General features: G+C 59.9%; 19 protein-coding genes. 8 read left to right on the top strand and 11 right to left on the bottom strand.

The window, feature by feature from the left end:
• Nucleotides 1-36: 36 nt before the first annotated feature.
• From sucD to VNM72_07085, 3 genes are all read right to left on the bottom strand, one after another.
• Nucleotides 37-909, bottom strand: coding sequence for a succinate--CoA ligase subunit alpha (sucD, locus tag VNM72_07095; protein ID HXF05166.1), 873 nt, complete (start codon nt 907-909; stop codon nt 37-39).
• 172 nt (nt 910-1,081) lie between these two features.
• Nucleotides 1,082-1,885 (bottom strand): ABC transporter permease, encoded by an 804-nt coding sequence (locus VNM72_07090; GenBank protein HXF05165.1) that lies wholly within the window; start codon nt 1,883-1,885, stop codon nt 1,082-1,084.
• Entirely contained in the window at nt 1,882-2,922 is a 1,041-nt protein-coding gene (locus tag VNM72_07085; GenBank protein HXF05164.1) for an ABC transporter ATP-binding protein, read from the bottom strand. Before VNM72_07085 ends, VNM72_07090 begins: the two co-directional genes overlap by 4 nt.
• A 272-nt stretch (nt 2,923-3,194) precedes the next feature.
• Here VNM72_07085 and VNM72_07080 point away from each other — a divergent pair, with 272 nt between their 5' ends.
• The 5 genes from VNM72_07080 to VNM72_07060 all read left to right on the top strand — a co-directional run bounded on the left by VNM72_07080 (nt 3,195) and on the right by VNM72_07060 (nt 7,684).
• The gene (locus VNM72_07080; protein HXF05163.1) at nt 3,195-3,458 is read left to right on the top strand and encodes an HU family DNA-binding protein; all 264 of its coding nucleotides are present in this window, start codon (nt 3,195-3,197) and stop codon (nt 3,456-3,458) included.
• Nucleotides 3,459-3,543: 85 nt separating this feature from the next.
• Nucleotides 3,544-4,416, top strand: a complete 873-nt coding sequence (locus VNM72_07075; protein HXF05162.1) for a site-2 protease family protein — start codon at nt 3,544-3,546, stop codon at nt 4,414-4,416.
• 135 nt (nt 4,417-4,551) lie between these two features.
• On the top strand, nt 4,552-5,535 hold the full coding sequence (locus VNM72_07070; GenBank protein ID HXF05161.1) for a VWA domain-containing protein: 984 nt from the start codon (nt 4,552-4,554) through the stop codon (nt 5,533-5,535).
• 187 nt (nt 5,536-5,722) lie between these two features.
• Nucleotides 5,723-7,309 (top strand): bifunctional phosphoribosylaminoimidazolecarboxamide formyltransferase/IMP cyclohydrolase, encoded by a 1,587-nt coding sequence (purH, locus tag VNM72_07065; protein HXF05160.1) that lies wholly within the window; start codon nt 5,723-5,725, stop codon nt 7,307-7,309.
• Between the two features lie 75 nt (nt 7,310-7,384).
• Nucleotides 7,385-7,684, top strand: a complete 300-nt coding sequence (locus VNM72_07060; protein ID HXF05159.1) for a hypothetical protein — start codon at nt 7,385-7,387, stop codon at nt 7,682-7,684.
• A 443-nt stretch (nt 7,685-8,127) separates the two neighbouring features.
• On the opposite strand, the gene VNM72_07055 is transcribed toward VNM72_07060, so the two are convergent.
• Both VNM72_07055 and VNM72_07050 read right to left on the bottom strand, forming a co-directional pair.
• Nucleotides 8,128-8,958: a zf-HC2 domain-containing protein gene (locus VNM72_07055; protein HXF05158.1), complete on the bottom strand. Its 831-nt coding sequence runs from the start codon at nt 8,956-8,958 to the stop codon at nt 8,128-8,130.
• A 2-nt stretch (nt 8,959-8,960) separates the two neighbouring features.
• Nucleotides 8,961-9,509 carry a sigma-70 family RNA polymerase sigma factor gene (locus VNM72_07050; GenBank protein HXF05157.1) on the bottom strand — a complete coding sequence of 183 codons (549 nt, stop codon included), beginning with the start codon at nt 9,507-9,509 and terminating at the stop codon, nt 8,961-8,963.
• 163 nt (nt 9,510-9,672) lie between these two features.
• Here VNM72_07050 and VNM72_07045 point away from each other — a divergent pair, with 163 nt between their 5' ends.
• From VNM72_07045 to VNM72_07035, 3 genes are read left to right on the top strand one after another with little or no spacing between them, the layout of a single operon-like run.
• Nucleotides 9,673-10,938, top strand: a complete 1,266-nt coding sequence (locus VNM72_07045) for a cytochrome c peroxidase (GenBank protein HXF05156.1) — start codon at nt 9,673-9,675, stop codon at nt 10,936-10,938.
• Between the two features lie 16 nt (nt 10,939-10,954).
• Entirely contained in the window at nt 10,955-12,079 is a 1,125-nt protein-coding gene (locus VNM72_07040) for a metallophosphoesterase (protein ID HXF05155.1), read from the top strand.
• Between the two features lie 15 nt (nt 12,080-12,094).
• On the top strand, nt 12,095-12,751 hold the full coding sequence (locus VNM72_07035) for a hypothetical protein (protein HXF05154.1): 657 nt from the start codon (nt 12,095-12,097) through the stop codon (nt 12,749-12,751).
• A gap of 321 nt (nt 12,752-13,072) precedes the next feature.
• On the opposite strand, the gene rfaE1 is transcribed toward VNM72_07035, so the two are convergent.
• The 6 genes from rfaE1 to VNM72_07005 form a co-directional block, all read right to left on the bottom strand.
• A complete protein-coding gene (gene rfaE1, locus VNM72_07030) occupies nt 13,073-14,116 on the bottom strand; it encodes a D-glycero-beta-D-manno-heptose-7-phosphate kinase (GenBank protein ID HXF05153.1) in 1,044 nt (347 codons plus the stop codon).
• Nucleotides 14,113-15,243 carry a glycosyltransferase family 9 protein gene (locus VNM72_07025; GenBank protein ID HXF05152.1) on the bottom strand — a complete coding sequence of 377 codons (1,131 nt, stop codon included), beginning with the start codon at nt 15,241-15,243 and terminating at the stop codon, nt 14,113-14,115. The genes rfaE1 and VNM72_07025 overlap by 4 nt, the downstream gene beginning before the upstream one ends.
• Entirely contained in the window at nt 15,218-15,427 is a 210-nt protein-coding gene (locus VNM72_07020; protein ID HXF05151.1) for a Trm112 family protein, read from the bottom strand. Before VNM72_07020 ends, VNM72_07025 begins: the two co-directional genes overlap by 26 nt.
• A 113-nt stretch (nt 15,428-15,540) precedes the next feature.
• Complete coding sequence (locus tag VNM72_07015; protein ID HXF05150.1) at nt 15,541-17,349, bottom strand: sigma-54-dependent Fis family transcriptional regulator; 1,809 nt, start codon at nt 17,347-17,349, stop codon at nt 15,541-15,543.
• A 114-nt stretch (nt 17,350-17,463) separates the two neighbouring features.
• Nucleotides 17,464-17,838, bottom strand: coding sequence for a hypothetical protein (locus VNM72_07010; GenBank protein ID HXF05149.1), 375 nt, complete (start codon nt 17,836-17,838; stop codon nt 17,464-17,466).
• A gap of 25 nt (nt 17,839-17,863) precedes the next feature.
• On the bottom strand, nt 17,864-18,270 hold a 407-nt coding region (locus VNM72_07005; GenBank protein HXF05148.1), incomplete at its 5' end, for a hypothetical protein.

Here is an 18,270-nt window from a genome sequence, read left to right as displayed (position 1 = left end):
GAATCGTGATACTGCTTGAGTTCGGGACGGCGAGCGCTACGCCCGGAGAATTTTCGCGACGGTATCGCCGATGTCGGCAGGGCTCAGGACCACGTGGATGCCGGCCTCGCTCATGGCCTTGATCTTCTCGGCGGCTGTTCCCTGGCCACCGGCGATAATGGCTCCGGCGTGACCCATGCGCCGTCCCGGAGGAGCCGTCTGACCGGCGACGAATCCGACGACCGGCTTGGTCATGGCCGAACGAACGAAGGCGGCGGCTTCTTCCTCCGCCGTTCCGCCGATCTCTCCGATGAGAACGACAGCCTCGGTTTGTTCGTCCTGCTCGAAGAGTCGGAGGGCGTCCACGAAGGTCGTGCCGACGATCGGATCCCCTCCGATGCCGATGCAGGTGGACTGGCCGAGCCCCCGCTCGGTGATCTGCCAGACGGCTTCATAGGTGAGCGTGCCGCTGCGCGAGACGACGCCCACGGTGCCTTCTCGATGAATATGGCCGGGCATGATTCCGATCTTGCATTTGCCCGGGGAAATGATGCCCGGACAGTTGGGGCCGATGAGCCGGGTGGGGCGTCCTTCCAGGAAAGCCATCACCTTGACCATGTCCAGCACCGGGATTCCCTCGGTGATGCACACGACCAGCTCGATGCCGGCATCGGCTGCTTCCATGATGGCGTCGGCAGCCACAGCGGCGGGAACGTAAATGACGCTCGCTGTCGCGCCCGTCTCTCTCACCGCCTGTTCGACGGTGTTAAAGACGGGGACGCCTTCGTGAATCATTCCGCCTTTTCCCGGCGTGACGCCGGCCACGATCTTCGTCCCGTAGGCCTTCATCTGCTGCGTGTGGAAAGTTCCTTCTCGACCGGTGATTCCTTGAACGACGACGCGCGTGTTGTGATCAACCAGGATGCTCAATGTGCGTCACTCCCTCCATGTTCTTTGCGCCATCAGGCTGCCGAATATAGCACAGGCCCGCTGGTGACGCCAATTGTAGCGAGCACGATGTTCGGAATCAGAGCGCGGAAGGAATGCTCTCTCCCCGATGGGGGGAAGCGGCTTCCTGCGCGCGTTCTGGCGGGGGAATCAATCAATACTGAAGCAGGCTACCCTCACGTTTGGCGCGGGCCACCGCCTTTTTGAAGCAAAAGAGGCTCAGGGGGACAAGGACAGCAGCAAACGCGAGCAGCACCACCAGATCACGCCACACGGCGGCCAGGGTCGCTCCCCGCAGCAACACGTCTCGCAACCCCTGCAGCCCATAGGTGATCGGCAACAGGTGGGAGATCGTCTGCACCCATGGCGGCAGCGCACTCACCGGATAGAACACGCCCCCAAGCAGCGTGCTCAAGCTCCCGATCACCAGCCCGATCGGATCGCCCCGCTTGAAGACCATGACGAAACTGGCCGAGATCACACCCAGACTGGCGAAGATGAGCGTCGTCAAAACGAGCAGTACGAGAGCGAGCGTCCAGCTTCCCTGAAGGTGAATTCCCAGCAGGACTTGAGCCGTCACCAGATACGTGATGGCGACCGCCGTGGCCCAGAAAAAGTCCCATACCGAGGAAGCGATCACGATCACAGGGATGCGCGTCGGCGTCATGAGCAAGGCTTCGAGCGTTCCCGCCATCTGCTCGTTACGAATGGCTCCGGCGAAACTACTGAACCCCGTCTGAAAGTAGGACGATACCGCCAGCCCGACGGTGGCGAAGGGAAGATAGCCGCCGTATTCTTCGAGCGCCGGGGTCGAACGAATCAACTGGGAGATGAAGTAGAGGATGAGGACGGTCAAAACGACGACGACAAACTGGAAGAGAAACTGAAGTCGGTAGCTCAACGCGATGCGTGCATCGCGCAGGAGGAAGGCATAGAGCGTGCGGCCAAAGTCCTTCATTGTCCCGACTCGGCCGGAGAGGGGGGCGGATCGGAATCGAGCTGTTCGATCTTCCGGATGATTTCTTTCAACCCCATGCGGGTGGTCTGGCAGCTCAGAATGTTCGCCCCCGATCCGGTCAGGTATGTCAGTACCCGCGTCAACCGATCATCCTGGGGGTGACGCGAGAATTCAATTGCCGTGGTGGTGGCGTCCCTGGCGAAGCAGCGTACCCAGGGGAATTTTTCCGTTATCTGTGGCAATCCGTTGACCGATGCCGGAGAGGAAACCTCGATCCGAACCTGCTCCTGCGGGCTGTAGGTGCGGCACAGCTCGTCAATTGTCCCGCAGGCTTTGATTTCTCCGCGGCTGATGATGGCGATACGCCCGCACAGCTCCTCGACCTCGGCCAGATTGTGGGTGGTAACGACCACCGTCTTACGGTGAGCCACCTGCTGACGAATGAGCTGACGCAGGTCGGCGGCAGCGATGGGATCGAGACTGCGCGTGGGCTCATCGAGGAGAATGAGCGGGGGGTCGGTGAGCAAGGCCCGCACAATCGCCAGTTTCTGCTTGGCTCCCGTCGAGTAGGTGTGAAAGCGCTGGTGGGCGAGGGGAGCGATCTCGAAAAGCTCCAGCAAGGCTCCGATCCGCTGTCGCGCCTGCCGTTCCTGCAACCCGTAAAGCCGAGCGAAAAAGAGGAGGTTTTGCCAGCCCGTCAGCCGCCAGTAGAAACTTCGGTCATCGGAGGTCACCAGCCCGATGCGTGCGCGCACGTCGCGGCTCTGTTTCACCGCGTCCAGGCCAAAGACGCGGATGGAGCCTCGGGTCGGCTCGATCAAGGTGGCAAGACATTTGATCAGCGTCGTCTTGCCCGCTCCATTGCGCCCGATGAGGCCAAAGATTTCTCCCGGCCAGACCGAGAGCGTCACCTCCCGCAGGGCCGTGACCGGTTCCCGGTCCGGCGACAGCAACCGAAGGAGAAAATGAGAGGGCGGAGCGAAGATCTTCGTCAATCCGACCGTCTCAATCGCGGGCCTATCCGTGCCGGGAGGCATCACAGGACTCCCCTCGCCATTGAGTACGTTGATCGCATTCGTCGCATTCTCCTCCCGCGCTCGACAGAGACCGACGCCGCTTGTGTGTGAAGCGGCTCTTTTGAGCTGTAATGGTACGCTGAGTTCCCACGTTCGTTCAAGCCCCGTGGCCGGAACTGGTTCTGGAGAAAGGGGAACCGATGGGCTTGCTTGACACTTGCGGGAAGGGCCACCTATAATGGCCACTTAATCAAGTGGCGAATGATCAAAGACTTGAATCGGAGGACGCAACGGTGATCAAGCAAGACCTCGTCAACCTCGTCGCGGAGCGAACCGGACTGCCCAAGATTCGAGCCGAAATTGCTGTGGATGCTCTGCTCGATGCCATGAAAAAAGCCCTGAAGGAGGGTCATCGCATCGAGCTCCGCGGCTTCGGTGTCTTCTTCGTCCGACCGCGCAAACGCGGTGTCGGGCGAAATCCGAAGACCGGCGACGTCGTCCCCATCCCGGAAGGAAAAACTATCCGGTTCAAACCGGGGAAAGAACTCCGTTCCTGAGTGGTCAGAGACCGTGCGCTCGCCAACGGCTTCCGCGACTGATCTTCACTTCCGCCGTCCGGAATCCCCTGTCGGATTCCCTGAAATGCGAACGGGGCGGCTCATACTCCATCTGTTTCTCCTTCTCCTGACGGCCGGAACCACGTTCGTGGCAGGGGTCTTTTTCGTGCTCCCCGAGGTGAGCATCGAGCAAGGGGCTTTTCTTTTCACTCATCCGTATGTGCTCAGCAGCGGTCTCGCCTATAGCTGCACGCTGCTGACGATTCTGCTGGCTCACGAGTTGGGGCATTATTTTGCCTGTCGGCACTACGGGATTCGGGCGACGCTGCCCTTTTTTCTTCCCGGACCTCCCTTTGTGGGAACCTTTGGCGCTTTCATTCGAATTAAAGAGCCGATTCAGTCTCGGCGTGCACTCTTTGACATTGGCATTGCCGGACCACTGGCGGGATTCGCCGTCGCTTTCCCCGCGGCTGTTGTGGGCCTGTGGATAGCCACGCCGGCTCCGCCGCCTCTGACGATCGAAGGCAGCATCACCTTCAATGATCCCGTCTTGTTCATTCTCCTTCAACGCATTTTCGACTGGCCGGTGATGATCGAATGGAATCCGATTTACTTCGCCGCCTGGGTGGGACTGCTGGCGACGAGTTTGAATCTTCTCCCCGTCGGCCAGCTCGATGGCGGCCATGTGGCCTATGCTGTGCTCGGCCCTCGCGGCCATCACTGGATGGCTCGCGGCATCTTTTTCGTCATGCTGTTTCTGGCCGTGGTCTCGTATACGCGACATCGGTGGATTGGCTGGTTCATCTATGTCGGATTGCTGGGCCTTCTGATCGGGTTGAAACATCCTCCCCTGCAAGATGAAGCGGAGCCGCTCGATCGCCGACGCAAGATCATCGCCCTCGTGGGATTGGTCGTCTTTATTCTGTCGTTCATGCCCTTTCCCATCACCTTCCGCTAGATACAACGTGCGCTCTGTCGGTGGCCCATCGGGACCTCACCGGGCCAACCACCTCGATCATCGGTGCTCGTGACAATGACCACGTCAGGCCACCGGGCCGGAAAGCCAAGCCTTCGCCGGATCATTTCTGCCGTTGTGACGTCTCTTTTCTTCCTTTCGCCCGAAGGTGTTGCTTCCGGAGAGCGGGCCCGCCAGAGCATCGTTCAGATCGTTCACGATCGCTCGGCCGAGCGGCCGCAGGAACCCATCACCCTGCGGTCCGATCTCGTCATCGTTCCCGTCCGGGCGTTCGATCGCGCGGGCCGTCCGGTTCGGGGATTGACGGCCGATGACTTCGAGCTTTTTGTGGAGGGGAAGCGTCAACCGATTATCTTTTTTTCCACCGAGGGAGAGGGAGAACAGCTCTCGCGGCCTCTGGCGCTCGTTCTTTTGCTCGATGCCAGCGGCAGCATCGCGGCGACGCTGCATCAACAGCAGTCGGCCGTTCAGAGCCTCCTCGGTCGTCTCGGACCGCAAACGATGCTGAGCGTCATCCGCTTCAGCGACAGACCCCACGTCGTCGTCCCTTTCACAACGGCGCATCAGGACGCCGCCAGGGCGCTCGCACAGATGCGTCGGGTCGAGGGACCAACGGCGATCTTCGATGCTCTCCTGTTTGCGATTCACCATTTTCGCACTTTCTCCTCTCCTGCTGTGAGAAAGATTGTCCTGCTCATCTCAGACGGTCTGGATACGGCGAGTCGAATTGACCATCGGGAGTGTATCCGCGCAGCCGAGCAGGCCGATGTCACCGTTTATTCGATTCACATCCCTCTCTACTCCCCGGCGAACGGATACTTGAGACCGCGCCCGCCGGTCCGGGGATTCGGCGATGTCGCCCAGGCGACGGGCGGACGTCTGTTCGTCGTGGGATCGGTCGCCGAGGCGCTTCGACCGACAGCGCGAACGGATCTCACCACGGTGTTCGAAAGGATCCTCGACGACATCCGCACCCAATACTACCTCGGATGTGCTCCGCCCGAATCAGCTCCGAAAGGAAAATACCTCCGTCTCATGGTTCGCACACGGCGTTCCGGCGTGCGCGTCAGTAGTGCGCGTGGCGGCTTTTATGTGAGATAGAATTCCCAAACCATCGAAATCTGAGTATAATAAAGCCACGAGTTGAAAGCTGTACGTGGGACGTTGAGGGGAACCGAATGGTGACCTGGAGCAAAGGAAGCAGGATCGGGCCGCGAACAGCCGCCGGGCCATCAGTGGAACCCTCAGAAAAATCGGGACTTAAGATCGCAAAGGCGGATGTCGGAGAATGACAGCGAAGATTCGTCGTGCACTTCTGAGCGTTTCGGATAAAACGGGACTCATCGAATTTGCCACTGCCCTTCAGTCTCTTCATATTGACCTGGTCTCCACGGGAGGAACGGCTCGTGCACTGCGTGAGGCGGGACTCGTGGTGCGAGATGTTTCAGAGGTGACCGGAGTGCCGGAAATTTTCGGCGGGCGCGTCAAGACGCTTCATCCGATGATTCATGGCGGCATTCTCGCCGTTCGCGGCGACAGCGAGCATCAGCATCAGGCGTCAATTCATGGAATCCCCTTCATTGATCTGGTGGTCGTCAATCTCTATCCCTTCGCGGCTACGGTGAATCGAGACGATGTAACCGTCACGGAGGTGCTGGAAAACATTGACATCGGCGGGCCCGCGATGATCCGCGCGGCAGCTAAAAACTTCCCCGACGTGGCTGTGGTCGTGGATCCGGCCGATTACCCGGCCATCAGTGCTGAACTCGCGCAATCCCACGGAAGCCTGAGCCTGGCCACGACATTTCGATTGGCACAGAAAGCCTTCGCTCACACAGCCGCTTACGACAGTTTCATCGCCGATTTCTTCGCCAGCCGATTACGCGTCGAGCGAGAGGAGATCGTTTTGACCTCTCATGAGCCGTTGCCTCCACGCCTCACCATCACGCTCACGCGGCAGCAACCGCTTCGGTACGGCGAGAATCCCCATCAACAGGCCGCGCTCTACCGCCTCGGTGGGGATGAACCCGGCGTGGCCGCCGCCCGACAGCTCCAGGGGAAGGAATTGTCCTTCAACAATTTTCTCGATCTCGATGCGGCATGGAGTTTGGTCTCCGACTTCAGCGAGCCGGCCTGCGTGATCATCAAGCACACTAATCCCTGCGGTGCCGCGCGAGCCGGCACGGTCGCCGAGGCGTTCCGCCAGGCACTGGCCACGGACCCGGTTTCCGCCTTCGGTGGAATCGTTGGTGTGAATCGTCCGGTTGACGGCCCGGCGGCCGAAGCCATGAGCGAGATTTTCCTGGAAGCGATCATTGCTCCCGGATATGATCCGGAGGCTCTCTCGATTTTCTCGCGGAAGAAAAATCTGCGAGTGATGGAGATGGTTGCCTCGTCGGGCACCGCTGCCGATGCTGCTCGGTACGATCTCAAGCGCATCCGGGGGGGAGTTCTGCTCCAGACGCGAGATGAAATCACCCTGAAACCCGATCAGCTCCGGGTGGTGACCGAGCGCGCTCCCAGCGACGAAGAGTACGAGGCCCTGCTCTTTGCCTGGACCATCTGCAAGCATGTCAAATCTAACGCCATCGTCTACGCGCGGCCGAATCAACTTGTGGCCGTCGGCGCCGGACAGATGAGCCGAGTTGATTCGGTGAAGCTGGGGGCGATGAAAGCGCTTCTTCCGCTGGAAGGAACGGTTCTCGCGTCGGATGCTTTCTTTCCCTTCCGCGATGGAATTGATGAAGCCGCCCGGCATGGCGTCCGGGCGGTGATTCAGCCCGGCGGCTCGATCCGCGATGCCGAAGTGATTGCGGCGGCCAATGAACACGGGCTGGCGATGGTTTTCACAGGAGTACGACACTTCAAACATTGATCGTCAGCGGTAATGTGCCTGTGATCAGGGCGCTCTCCGACTGACATAAATTTCACGCAAGGAGGATGACAACCGATGACACAAGAATTGGGAACCTATCCAGGCCCGGAAGCACCAACGGGCGCTCCGGCTGAAGCAGCACCTCCACCGCCAGCGGCTGAAGCTGCTCCGAAACCGGCTCCGGCCAAGGCTCCGGCCAAGAAGAAGGCTAAGCCTGCCGCCAAGAAGGCGGCCAAACCGGCCAAGAAGAAAGCTCCTGCTCGCGCTGCCAAGAAGGCCAAACCCGCTAAGAAAGCGGCGAAGAAGGCTCCGAAAGCCAAAGCCGCGAAGAAGGGAGCAACAAAGAAGCGGGCTGCTAAAAAGGGCCGGAAGTAACGCAGTCGGTCGCGGCTGAAACGACCAGAAACGGGCGTTTGATTTCCAGGCCTCTCATCACACGAGGTGGGATGGGAGGCTTCTCTTCCCGGATGTCGTGTCGCCTTTGCCAGCGGCGACGGAAAATAACCAAGCGAAACCCCGATCATCCTCCCCGAGAACGCCCGTTCAAGGCATCGGTGTCCCAAGGGAAATCCAGCGCCGATCGGGTTCGCCTCGATGTGGCCGAAGGCTCCCCCACCGGCGTGGACGCCTCTGTTTTTCAGCCTCGCCTGGAGTCTCTCAGGAACTTTTTGGGTTACGAGCCTGTGGAGCCTTGCGTCCATCCTGAATGAACACGCCGGGGCTCACCAGAAGTGAGACGATCCGTGTGGCGGTGAAGTGATGAGGGAAATGTTCTCTTTCCTGGGCGCACAGAGAAGCGAAGGCTCCGGTCCAGATGGTTACCTTAGCTTGAGTCCTTCAAACATGGGGCGGTCCTGAGGTCCCGGATGGCAAACGATGCAGGAAGCCTGACCGCGCTCTTCAAAATCGGAGACGAGAGCGTAGGTCAATCCCTGATCGGTCCAGGTGAGGACCTTCCAGCCGTTGAGGGCATCGAAGTGAAAATCTAGCCCTCCCCAGCGAATGATCTGCCCGCCAGCAGGCCGAGCCGTCGTCGCCGAGGTCACCAGCAGCGAAATGGGACGCCCCTGAAGCTGGTAGCAGATGTAAGCGGCATAATCGTCGTGAAAGCTGATGAGGCGTGCCCCTTGCAGTTCGTAGGGCTTGGGCTGGCCGGGAGATTCGGGATAGTTCGGCAGTTTGAGGTTGAACGGGACTTTGTTCTCAAACCAGCGGGAGACTTCCTCGGGCGAATGGCTTTGAATCTCCAGTGGGAGTTGACCCCGGACATAGCGTTGGTGGGTCTGAACGGCAACCTGAGCGACTTCTGAAGGCCCCGGGAAGGGCGCGTGAGTTGCCCGCCAGACAAGCGGGATGGCGACGGCTGCCAGCACGACGGCCGCGGCGGCGAGCCAGGGGCGAAGGATACGCCAGCGGTTGACGGAAGGGCCGGAAGCAGCCTGCCGCAGGACCTGGGCCAGTCGCGCGGGCAGAGTCGGGGGCAGGGGATAGAGGGGTCGCGCCTGACGCACCACGGCGATGAGACGGCGTTCTTCCTCCAGCGCCATGCGACAGGACGAGCATACGGCCAGATGTGCCTCGAACAGGGCGCGCTCTTCCCCCTGAAGCTCATCATCCAGATAGAGCACGATCTGATCTGTGACATGCATGGTCACGGCACCATCTTCCTCCTGGGCTCTCGTGCGTGTTGTAACTGTCGGCGCAGTTCGGCCCGCGCCCGGCTCAAACGAGACATCACCGTGCCGGCGGGACAGCCGAGAATCTGGGCGATCTGACTGTAGCTGAATCCCTCAATGTAGCGGAGCACAATCACTTCGCGGAAGCCATCGTCGAGGTTCTCGATGGCGGTGCGAATTTGATCGCGCAACAGATGTTGTTCCAGCAGGACATCCGGACGCTGCCATTCATCGCTCAGCTCATCGGCGGCCGGATCCACGCACTCCAGGGGCACAAAATCAGGGCCATGCGCCTGCTGCCGCCACCGGTTAATCCACAGATGGCGCAAGATGGTGAAAAGCCAGGCCTTAAGATTCCCCGCCGGGAGATTCTCCCGCGCGGCCTTCACACTGCGCAGATAGGTTTCCTGCACTAAATCCTCCGCCTCCGTCGGATTCCGCACCAGCGAGCGAGCATAGCCGTAGAGCGCCTCCAGGTGCTCCAAGGCTGCTTGCTCAAAGGCTTTCCACTGCCGCTCATCCACGATGGTCAGCCGCTCGCCTCACCCCTTTTGATATAAACAACAAAACGGGAAAATTATTCCTCAGGCGAAAAATTTTCGCCAGATTGGGAATAAAGTTGGCCCTCCAGTTGTTATGGGGATTATGGGAGGAGCACACGAGGTGCCGACAACAGGAGGTGGTAACGTGACAACATACGCACTGCGACGCGCAACGTGTTGGGTTTTCATGGGAGGTGTTGCCTTAATCTTCTTTTTCGCTCCGGCGGGCGAAGACCGCCGCGCGTCCGTCGGCCTTCCTCTGGCCTGGGGACAGGCTCACCAGTACGTCCCTCCCCTCCCGCGGGGAATCCCGGCGGATCTGTGGGAGGCTATGATCCCCAAGGACAATCCGTTGACGGAGGCGAAGGTGGCCTTAGGGAAGGATCTCTATTTCGATCCCCGCCTGTCGGTGGACAATACGGTCAGTTGTGCGACCTGTCATGATCCCAAGTTTGCCTTCACCGATGGCAAACCCGTCTCCGAAGGCGTTCAGGGAAAGAAAGGCGCACGCAATGCTCCTACGATTCTCAATGCGATGTTCAACGTCGAGCAGTTCTGGGACGGGCGTGCGCCGAGCCTGGAAGAGCAGGCCAAGCAGCCGTTGATCAATCCGGTCGAGATGGCCATGCCCTCGCATGAAGCGGTTGTCGCTAAGATCAAACAAATCCCCGACTACGTGAGGCGATTCCAGCAGGTTTTTGGCGGGCGCGATCCGGTGACCATTGATAATATCGCTCGGGCGATTGCGGCGTTCGAGCGAACGCAGTTGTCCGGGGATTCTCCTTTCGATCGCTTCATCGCCGGAGATAAAACGGCCATCAGCGAAGCGGCTCAGCGGGGCTGGGCGCTCTTTCAGGGAAAGGCTCGTTGCATCACCTGTCATGAGTTCAACGCCTCGTCGCCGTTTTTCACCGACTTCAAGTATCACAATATCGGTATCGGGATGAAGGCGACGAAAAACTTCGAGACGCTGGCCCGGCAGATTCAGAGCATGGCGCAGGCGGGCACGTTGACGCAGGCGGCCATTGATAAGCTGGCGCTCAGCGAAGGATTCTCCGAACTCGGTCGGTTTCTGGTGACTCGACAGCCCAAGGACCTGGGGGCGTTCAAAACCTCCACTCTCCGCGACATCGAGCTGACGGCCCCTTACATGCACGACGGCAGTTTGAAGACGCTCCGCGAGGTGATCGAATTCTACAACAAGGGGGGTGAACCGAATCCCAACCTCGATGGAGGGATCATCCCTCTCAATCTGACCGAGCAGGAGATGAGCGATCTCGAAGAGTTTCTCAAAACTCTGACGAGCGACCGCGTGCGACGACTCGCGCGCGGCGAGGAAAAACTTTCGTCATTGGTTACTGGTCATTCGGCGTTGAGCGCTCGCCAATCACCAGTAACGAATAACCGGTAACAACAGGGAGGCGATTATGTGGCCACTGAAATGGAAAAAACGAGAAGAACAATATCGTCGAGAACGCGCGGAGTTCTTCCAGGCGGTCAAGCAACTGGATCGTCGGGAGTTTCTGAAAGTCGCCAGCATGGCGGCAGCCGTCGCAACGGCCAAAACCGCCATGCCACCCCATTCCTTCCAACTGGTGGATGTCGTTCGCGCTAATCCGCAGGAGAAGCCGCTCTTTCGCTTCGCCTATATTTCGGATACGCATCTGTATGAGCGCACGCTGAACGAACGATTCGTCAAAGCGGCCATGCGCGCTGTTCAGGATGTCAACGCTCTGGATCCTCAACCCGACTTCGTCTTGTTCGGAGGAGACCTGGCGCAACTCGGTCAGCCCAAAGAACTCGAACTCGGCAAGCAGATTCTGAGCGAGCTGAAGGCTCCGGTGAAGATGATGGTCGGCGAGCACGATTGGTTCCTCGATATGGGGGAGAAGTGGCAGGAACTGTTCGGTCCGCCCAACTATTCCTTCGATCACAAGGGCGTTCACTTCATCGTGCTCATGAGCGTCAACGAGAAAGACTTCTGGACGGAACGGAAGATGACGCCGATGGAGCGCATGTTGACCGTCGCCGGTCTGGACAATCCGATTCAAAGCCGCTTCGAGGTAGGCGAGGCCGGGCGCGAGTGGCTCAAGCAGGACCTGGCCAAAGTGCCCAAGACGACGCCGATTGTCATCTTCTCGCACTCGCCGCTGTACAAGTACTATCGGCCCTGGAACTTCTGGACGGAAGATGCCGAACTGGTCCAAGCGATGCTCTTCCCCTATCGGTCGGTGACCGTCATTCACGGACACACGCACCAGATGCTCACCAATCGCATTCGCAATATTCACTTCCACGGGATGCTCTCGACGGCCTGGCCCTGGCCTTACGCGCCCGAGGGATTGCCCAAGCTCACCGTCCAGATGGATCGCGCCGATCCCTTTGATGAAGCCGATGGAACGGGCGATGGAACCGTTGACGTGTTGCCCGGCGGCTATGTCAACAAGCACTACAATCTGTGGAGCCGCAATCCCATCACGGTGGCCAAAGCCTATCTCGAATCCTGGGGCAAGGAAGCCGTTCCACCGGCTCCGGTTTTCCCATCTTACTGATCGAAGGAGGATACGATGCGGACACGATACCTGAAACTGATTGCTCTCGTGGTTGTCGTCGGTGGAGTGTCGGTCGCTCTCTCCGAGCACCGGCCCCTACTGTCGAGCGGATCACTGTGGGTGGGAACTGTCCTGGGCCAGCAGGCAGAAACCGTGAAACATCCTCCGGCCAAAAGCTCAGGGGACACTCTCGTCGTCCAACTGTGCGATGGTGAGACGCAGATGGAGATCGCGGGCGTTCGTGAGGGCGAGATTCTGCCGCCCGAGCGCGCTCGTGCGGTGGCTCAGCAGATGATGGCCGTTTATGCTCAACAGCAGGCCAAGCAGGTGTCCAAGTGGACCGAGCGCGACCGCCTCACCTGGGAGCGAGAACAAAAGCGCATCATCGAGGAGGGGAACAAACTCTTCCACGACTGGAAGGCGCTCGGCGGTACAATCGGCATTTCCTGCGACATGTGCCACCCCGATGCCTCCAATACTCACCCGGAGACCTATCCCAAATTCCAGACGCAATTGAAGAAGGTGGCGGCGCTGCGCGACATGATCAACTGGTGCATCGAGAATCCGATGAAGGGCAAGCCCCTCGCGCTCGATGACCCGCGGATGCTGGCGCTGGAGGCCTACATTACCGCCCAGCGCAAAGGTGTTCCGCTCGATCCGGGCAAGCATTGACCGCCGATGCTCCTCGCGTGATCATCTCGCAACGGAAGTCGCTCGTGTGGGATGGGGGGAAAGGAGCGATCTTGGGGCCCCTGACCTTCGGGGCCCCGACTCGCTCCTTTTGCTTACCCGGGTTGTAACCAAACTGAAGTCGTTGTGCTCACCCACAGCATCCGCCGGTGAGCTTGTGGCTTTCATCGCCGCTGTGATATACCCCTGTGGGTGATTGCTTCCCGTGACGAAGACTGACCGAGCACCGCCCTGGCGGGCAGGTACAGTTGTCAGTTTCTCCTGGCCGAAATGTTTCCCTTGCTCAGGATCCGGGCAACGGTTTCACTCGCCGGCGAGCGGCGATGAGGAGAGGGGAAGGACATCGGCCGCCAGAGCCTGTCGCAACTCCGCCGGAGTAACGGTGGCCGTACCGATTTTGGCGATGACGACGCTGGCGGCATAATTGGCCAGAACGGCGGCCTCCAGAGCCGATGCTCCGCTGACGAAGGAAACGCCGAGAACAGCCATGACGGTATCTCCCGCCCCGGTCACATCGAACACCTCGCGGGCAACGGTGGGAATGTGGTGGACGTTGCCATCGTGCGAGAAGAGCGTCATCCCTTTTTCTCCTCGTGTGAGCAGGAGGTAATCGCAGCGAACTCGTTCCATCATTCGTCGGCCGCTCGCGATGACCGCTTCCTCATCAACCAGCTCGATCCCCGTGATGTGCTCGGCCTCCCGTTGATTGGGCTTGAGAACCGTCACCGGCGAATAGAAGGGGAAATTCCGAATCTTGGGATCGAGGAAAACCGGCACGCCGAGGCGTTCAGCCTCAGGCAGAATAGTGCCTAGGATGAGCGGCGTGACAGCTCCCTTTTCGTAATCGGAGATGATCACGCCGTCCACCGAATCCAGGTGATCCCGGAATCGGCGAATGATCTGATGGGCGATCTCCTCGCTCACCGGCGCACGGCTTTCCCGATCGGCGCGAACGATCTGTTGGTGGTGGGCGATGATTCGCGTCTTGAGAGTGGTGGGACGATCGGCATCGCGGACGAGGCCGGAGGTGCCGATCCGGAGCGACCGAAGTTCTTCGATCAACCGCTCGGCAGTCGCATCCTCACCGATGACGCCGACGACGATAGCTTCCGCGTTCAAGCTGACGAGATTACTGGCAACGTTCCCGGCGCCCCCCAGCCGCAGCGACTCTCGTTCGACTTCAACCACCGGCACGGGCGCTTCCGGAGAGATGCGTCGGGCTTTTCCCCAGACGTATTCGTCGAGCATCAGGTCGCCAAGTACGAGCAGGCGTCGCCCCTGGAACCCACCGATGATTCTCTCCGCTCGATCGTAACTGAGTCCGTGAGTGAAGGTGGTCATGGTCATCCCCGTGATGCCACGTGCTGAGCGACTTCCCCGACGGCCTCCGCCTCGGCGGGGTCTCGAACGGAGATCGTGGTCAGCAGGCGGTCAACGGCCTCGATGACATGCTCGACGCGAACGTGCTTGATGCGTTCGGCGGGAGGGAGCCGAACGCCCAGGGGATCGGAGGTGACGTGTACCACGACATGAGGGGTTGGCCCCCAGGGCCGCCACACATCGGGATCCGATGATCCGAAGATGACGATGGTGGGACACCTCATGGCCGCTGCAATATGAGCCGGTCCGCTGTCGTTGCCGATGAAGAGGCTGGCCTGCGCGGCGAGCGCGATCACCTCCTTGAGGTTCAGATCGCTCATGGTGTGAACGGCGGAAGCGGCGAACCCTTTGATGTTTTCGGCCAGATGCGCCTCATGACGCGCCACGATGACGACCGAGGGGAGATCGTAGCAGCGGGCGAGATGCTTGATCACCTGAGCGAACTTGTGCGACGACCACCGCTTGCTCTCCTCGGTGGCCGCCGGATGAATGAGCGCGAATGGCCCTCGTATCCCCTGATGACGTAATCGGCGGCGGGCGCTCTGAAGGGCCTGCTCGCTCACGCGTAACGAGGTCGGGGGGATTGTCGGGATGGGAAGGCCCGCCCATTTCAGCAAGCCGATCTGCTGTTCGACGGAATGGATCGGTCGCTTTCCCCAGATGACATCGGGATTGGGAGCCCGGCGCGTCAGCATCCACCCATGGCGATAGCCGCGATAGCCCAGGCGCTCGGGTGCTCCGCTGAGATAGGTGAGCACCATCGCCGTTGGTCCGCCGTGAAGATTGACGGCCAGATCATAAGATTGGCGTCGCAGGGTGGAGATGACGCGCAGCCGCTCGACGGTATCTCGGAGCTGATTCATCTGGCGGTCGAGGACGATCACCTCGTCCACGGCCGGATGATCTTCGAGCACGGGAGCCGCCAGCCGCTCGCTCACCACCGCCAGATGGAGCGTCGGACGCCACTGTTTGAGCGCGACCAGACAGGGCGTCATCAACACCGTATCTCCAATCGAACGCAACCGGACGAGCAGAACGCGATGGATTTTTTCCCACCCCACAGGCGCATCAGCTGTCGCTCGTTCTCTCATCATGTTCCACCTTCGCTTCGTCAATGAGCATGACCGGAATTCCGTCTCGAATGGGATAGACGCGATGGCAGATGGGGCATTTCAGTCCCTGGCCGTCAGCCGTGAGGATGACCCTGGCTCGCTCGTTTTCCGTTCTCACACAGGCGGGGCAGGCGAGAATCTCAAGAAGTTCGGGCCTGATGCTCATCGGCTTTCCCTCCACATGTCATCGGCGGCTACTCTATCACGTTGCCGGGAGCTTGTCAAAAAGTTCCTCTTCCACGACCCGCTCGCATCGAAGTGGCTGCTTCTCAGGGCGTTTCATTGAGAGTTCATCTGGGAGGATCCGTCGGGAGGAGGGGAGTGATCCCTGGCGGCGGGCATCTTGCGATAGAAGAACGAGCGATGCAGTCCGGTCAACCGGGCTGCTTCTGCGATGTTGCCGCCGGTGCGTTCGAGAGCCGATTTGATTAACTCTTGCTCGAGGAAACTGACATACCGTTGGGCGATGCGGTAGATCTCCGCCCGACGCTCTTCGAGGTCCGCTTTGTGACGAAGAGGCGCGCGAAGGATATGACGGAAGGGGTCCTTCTCCAGCAGGAAGATGGGGCGGGGCCGACCGGTGATCTCCTCCGGTAGATCATAGAGGTGAATTTCATCGCCGGGGGTCAGCAGGACCTGCCGTTTGATCAGATTGATAAGCTCTCGCACGTTACCGGGAAACGAATACTGTTGCAGCGCCGCCAGCGCATCGGGATGGAAGCGTATCCCGGGGCGACCGACCTCGGCGGCAAATTTATTGAGAAAATGCTCGGCCAGCAGGGGAATATCCTCTCGTCGCTCGCGCAGTGGACGGAGGCGGATGGGGACAACGTTGAGCCGAAAGTAAAGGGCATCGAGGAACTTTCCCTGGCTCACCATCTCGGTGAGGACACGGCTGGTGGCAGCGATGACGCGCACGTCCACGCTGATGGTTTTCATCCCTCCCAGTCGCTCGAACTCGCGGGTTTCCAGCACGCGCAGTAACTTCGCCTGAACCGATAGCGGAAGTTCTCCGACTTCATCGAGAAAGAGCGTGCCTCCATCGGCCAGTTCGAATCGGCCGATGCGTCGCTCGATGGCGTGGGTGAAGGCCCCGCGTTCATGGCCGAATAATTCGGATTCGGCCAGCTCTTCGGCGATGGTCGCGCAGTTCACGCTGACGAAGGGTTTGAGTCGCCGGGGACTCTGAGCATGAAGAGCGCGGGCGACCAGCTCCTTGCCGGTTCCCGATTCGCCTTCGATGAGCACGGTCTCGCTCGAAGGCGCGACCTGTGCGATGAGGCGACGGATCATGGTGATGTGCGGGCTCACGCCGATGATCTCATTGTTCTGAGGATCGGTCAGAATCGTGTGGGACAGCTCATCTCGCGCCTGAAGCGCTGACTGAAGCCGATCCGAGGCATCAAGAAAAACGGCCATGATCTGACCGAGTCCCCGGAAGAATTCCCGATCCTCGGCTGTATAGAGAGCCGCCACCGAGTTATTCTCCAGGTAGATGGCACCGAGCGTCACCGTTCCGATGCGAAAAGGAGCTACCAGCACCGAGCGCACCCGGCGGCGAATGATGCTCGTCTCCTGGGAGTACGTGGGATCGGCCTGAGCATCGCTCAGGAGCACGACTTCCGCCTTTGAAAGGGCACGGTTGAGCACGCTGCGACTGAGGGCATACTCGTCGGCTTCGAGATTACGGCTCTGGAAGTTGCGAGCGGCGACGACTTCTACGACGCCCTTTCCCTGACAGAGGACAATGGCCGCCCGTTCCGAACGCGTCTCTTTTATCAAAAGGTCGAGAGCCGCATCCAGAAAGTCCGCCGAGCGAGGACGACGAAAGTACAACTCCGCCAGCTCGCCCGCCACGCGCCCCAACCGCGCATGCTGAAGAGCGGGTTCGAGCTGGTGCAACGCCTCGCGGATGCGCACCACCTCATCCTGACGAATCTCGTCCAGCAGGTGCGACACCCGCTCAGGAAAACTTTCCCTGCCGGTCCCCTCCCGTCCCTTTCGAGAGCACGTTTCCTGCTGGAGTCGCGCCAGCCCCCACTCAAGCTCTCGAAGCAGACTCAGAATCCGCTCTACTCTCTCATCCATACCGCTGTGGCATTTCCCTCGGGAGCTAGCACGGTCAAGGAGACCCTCATCACTCTATCCGTGTTGAGCAGGTTCTTGTGACGTGGAAGAATCGGACCTGAGCCTCCGCCTCTTTCAGGTTTCGATGCAGGGCGGGGGAACGCATCCCCCATTGACGACGCACCATCCGTCCGGGCACCAATCTCCTTCGCCGCGAGCCCCGATTTCCTCTTTGAGAAAGGCCACGATATGTTTTTTGATCCGGTCGGCCCGCCGGGCACGCTGCTTCGGCGTTCGACCGCTGAGGTAGTGAAACAGCGCCGCCTGTTCAAACGACGCCAGCAGTTCGCGGACCAGTTCGTAGGTGCGAAACTCCTCCGTTTCCAGCTCGCGGACCGTGAACCCCTCTTCCTCTTCCCACCGGCGAGGTCGTGGGGGAGGGGGCGTCATCTCCGACCGTTTCTTCACCACCGGGATTTTCAATCGGATCGTTTTCTTCGCCCGTGCCATCGTTGGTCCTCCTCGGTTAGGGTATTCAACGAAACTTCGAAATCATCGCAATGGAACTCCACTTCACCTGTTTGCCGAAACAGAGGCTGCGTCCGTCTGGCGACCAGCACAGAACGGAAAAGTAGGTCCTTCCATCGCTATTGGTCGTTATCATCCGCATGTGACCTCTGTCAAGCGAAACGACGGCGATATTATCTCTCCCGTCCTCGCGTAAGGCAAGGGCGATCTGACGACGATCCGGCGAGAGTTCACCGTTGGAGAAATACGCCGAGGGGAAGCGACGAATCTCGCGAAGCGCTCGCGTCGCCAGCGAGAGTCGAGCCAGTCGGACTTCGGTGGCTTGATGCGGAAGCACCTTCTGTCCCGGCGCTATGGCCACGAGAAGCTCGCCGGGGATTCGTGTCCAGCCGAGAACGCGTATGGCATCCTGCG

The sequence above is a fragment of the Blastocatellia bacterium genome (assembly GCA_035573895.1).
Taxonomy (GTDB): Bacteria; Acidobacteriota; Blastocatellia; order HR10; family HR10; genus DATLZR01.
The sequence above is the reverse complement of the archived record's forward strand: the minus strand, read 5'-3'. Positions and strand labels throughout refer to the sequence as shown.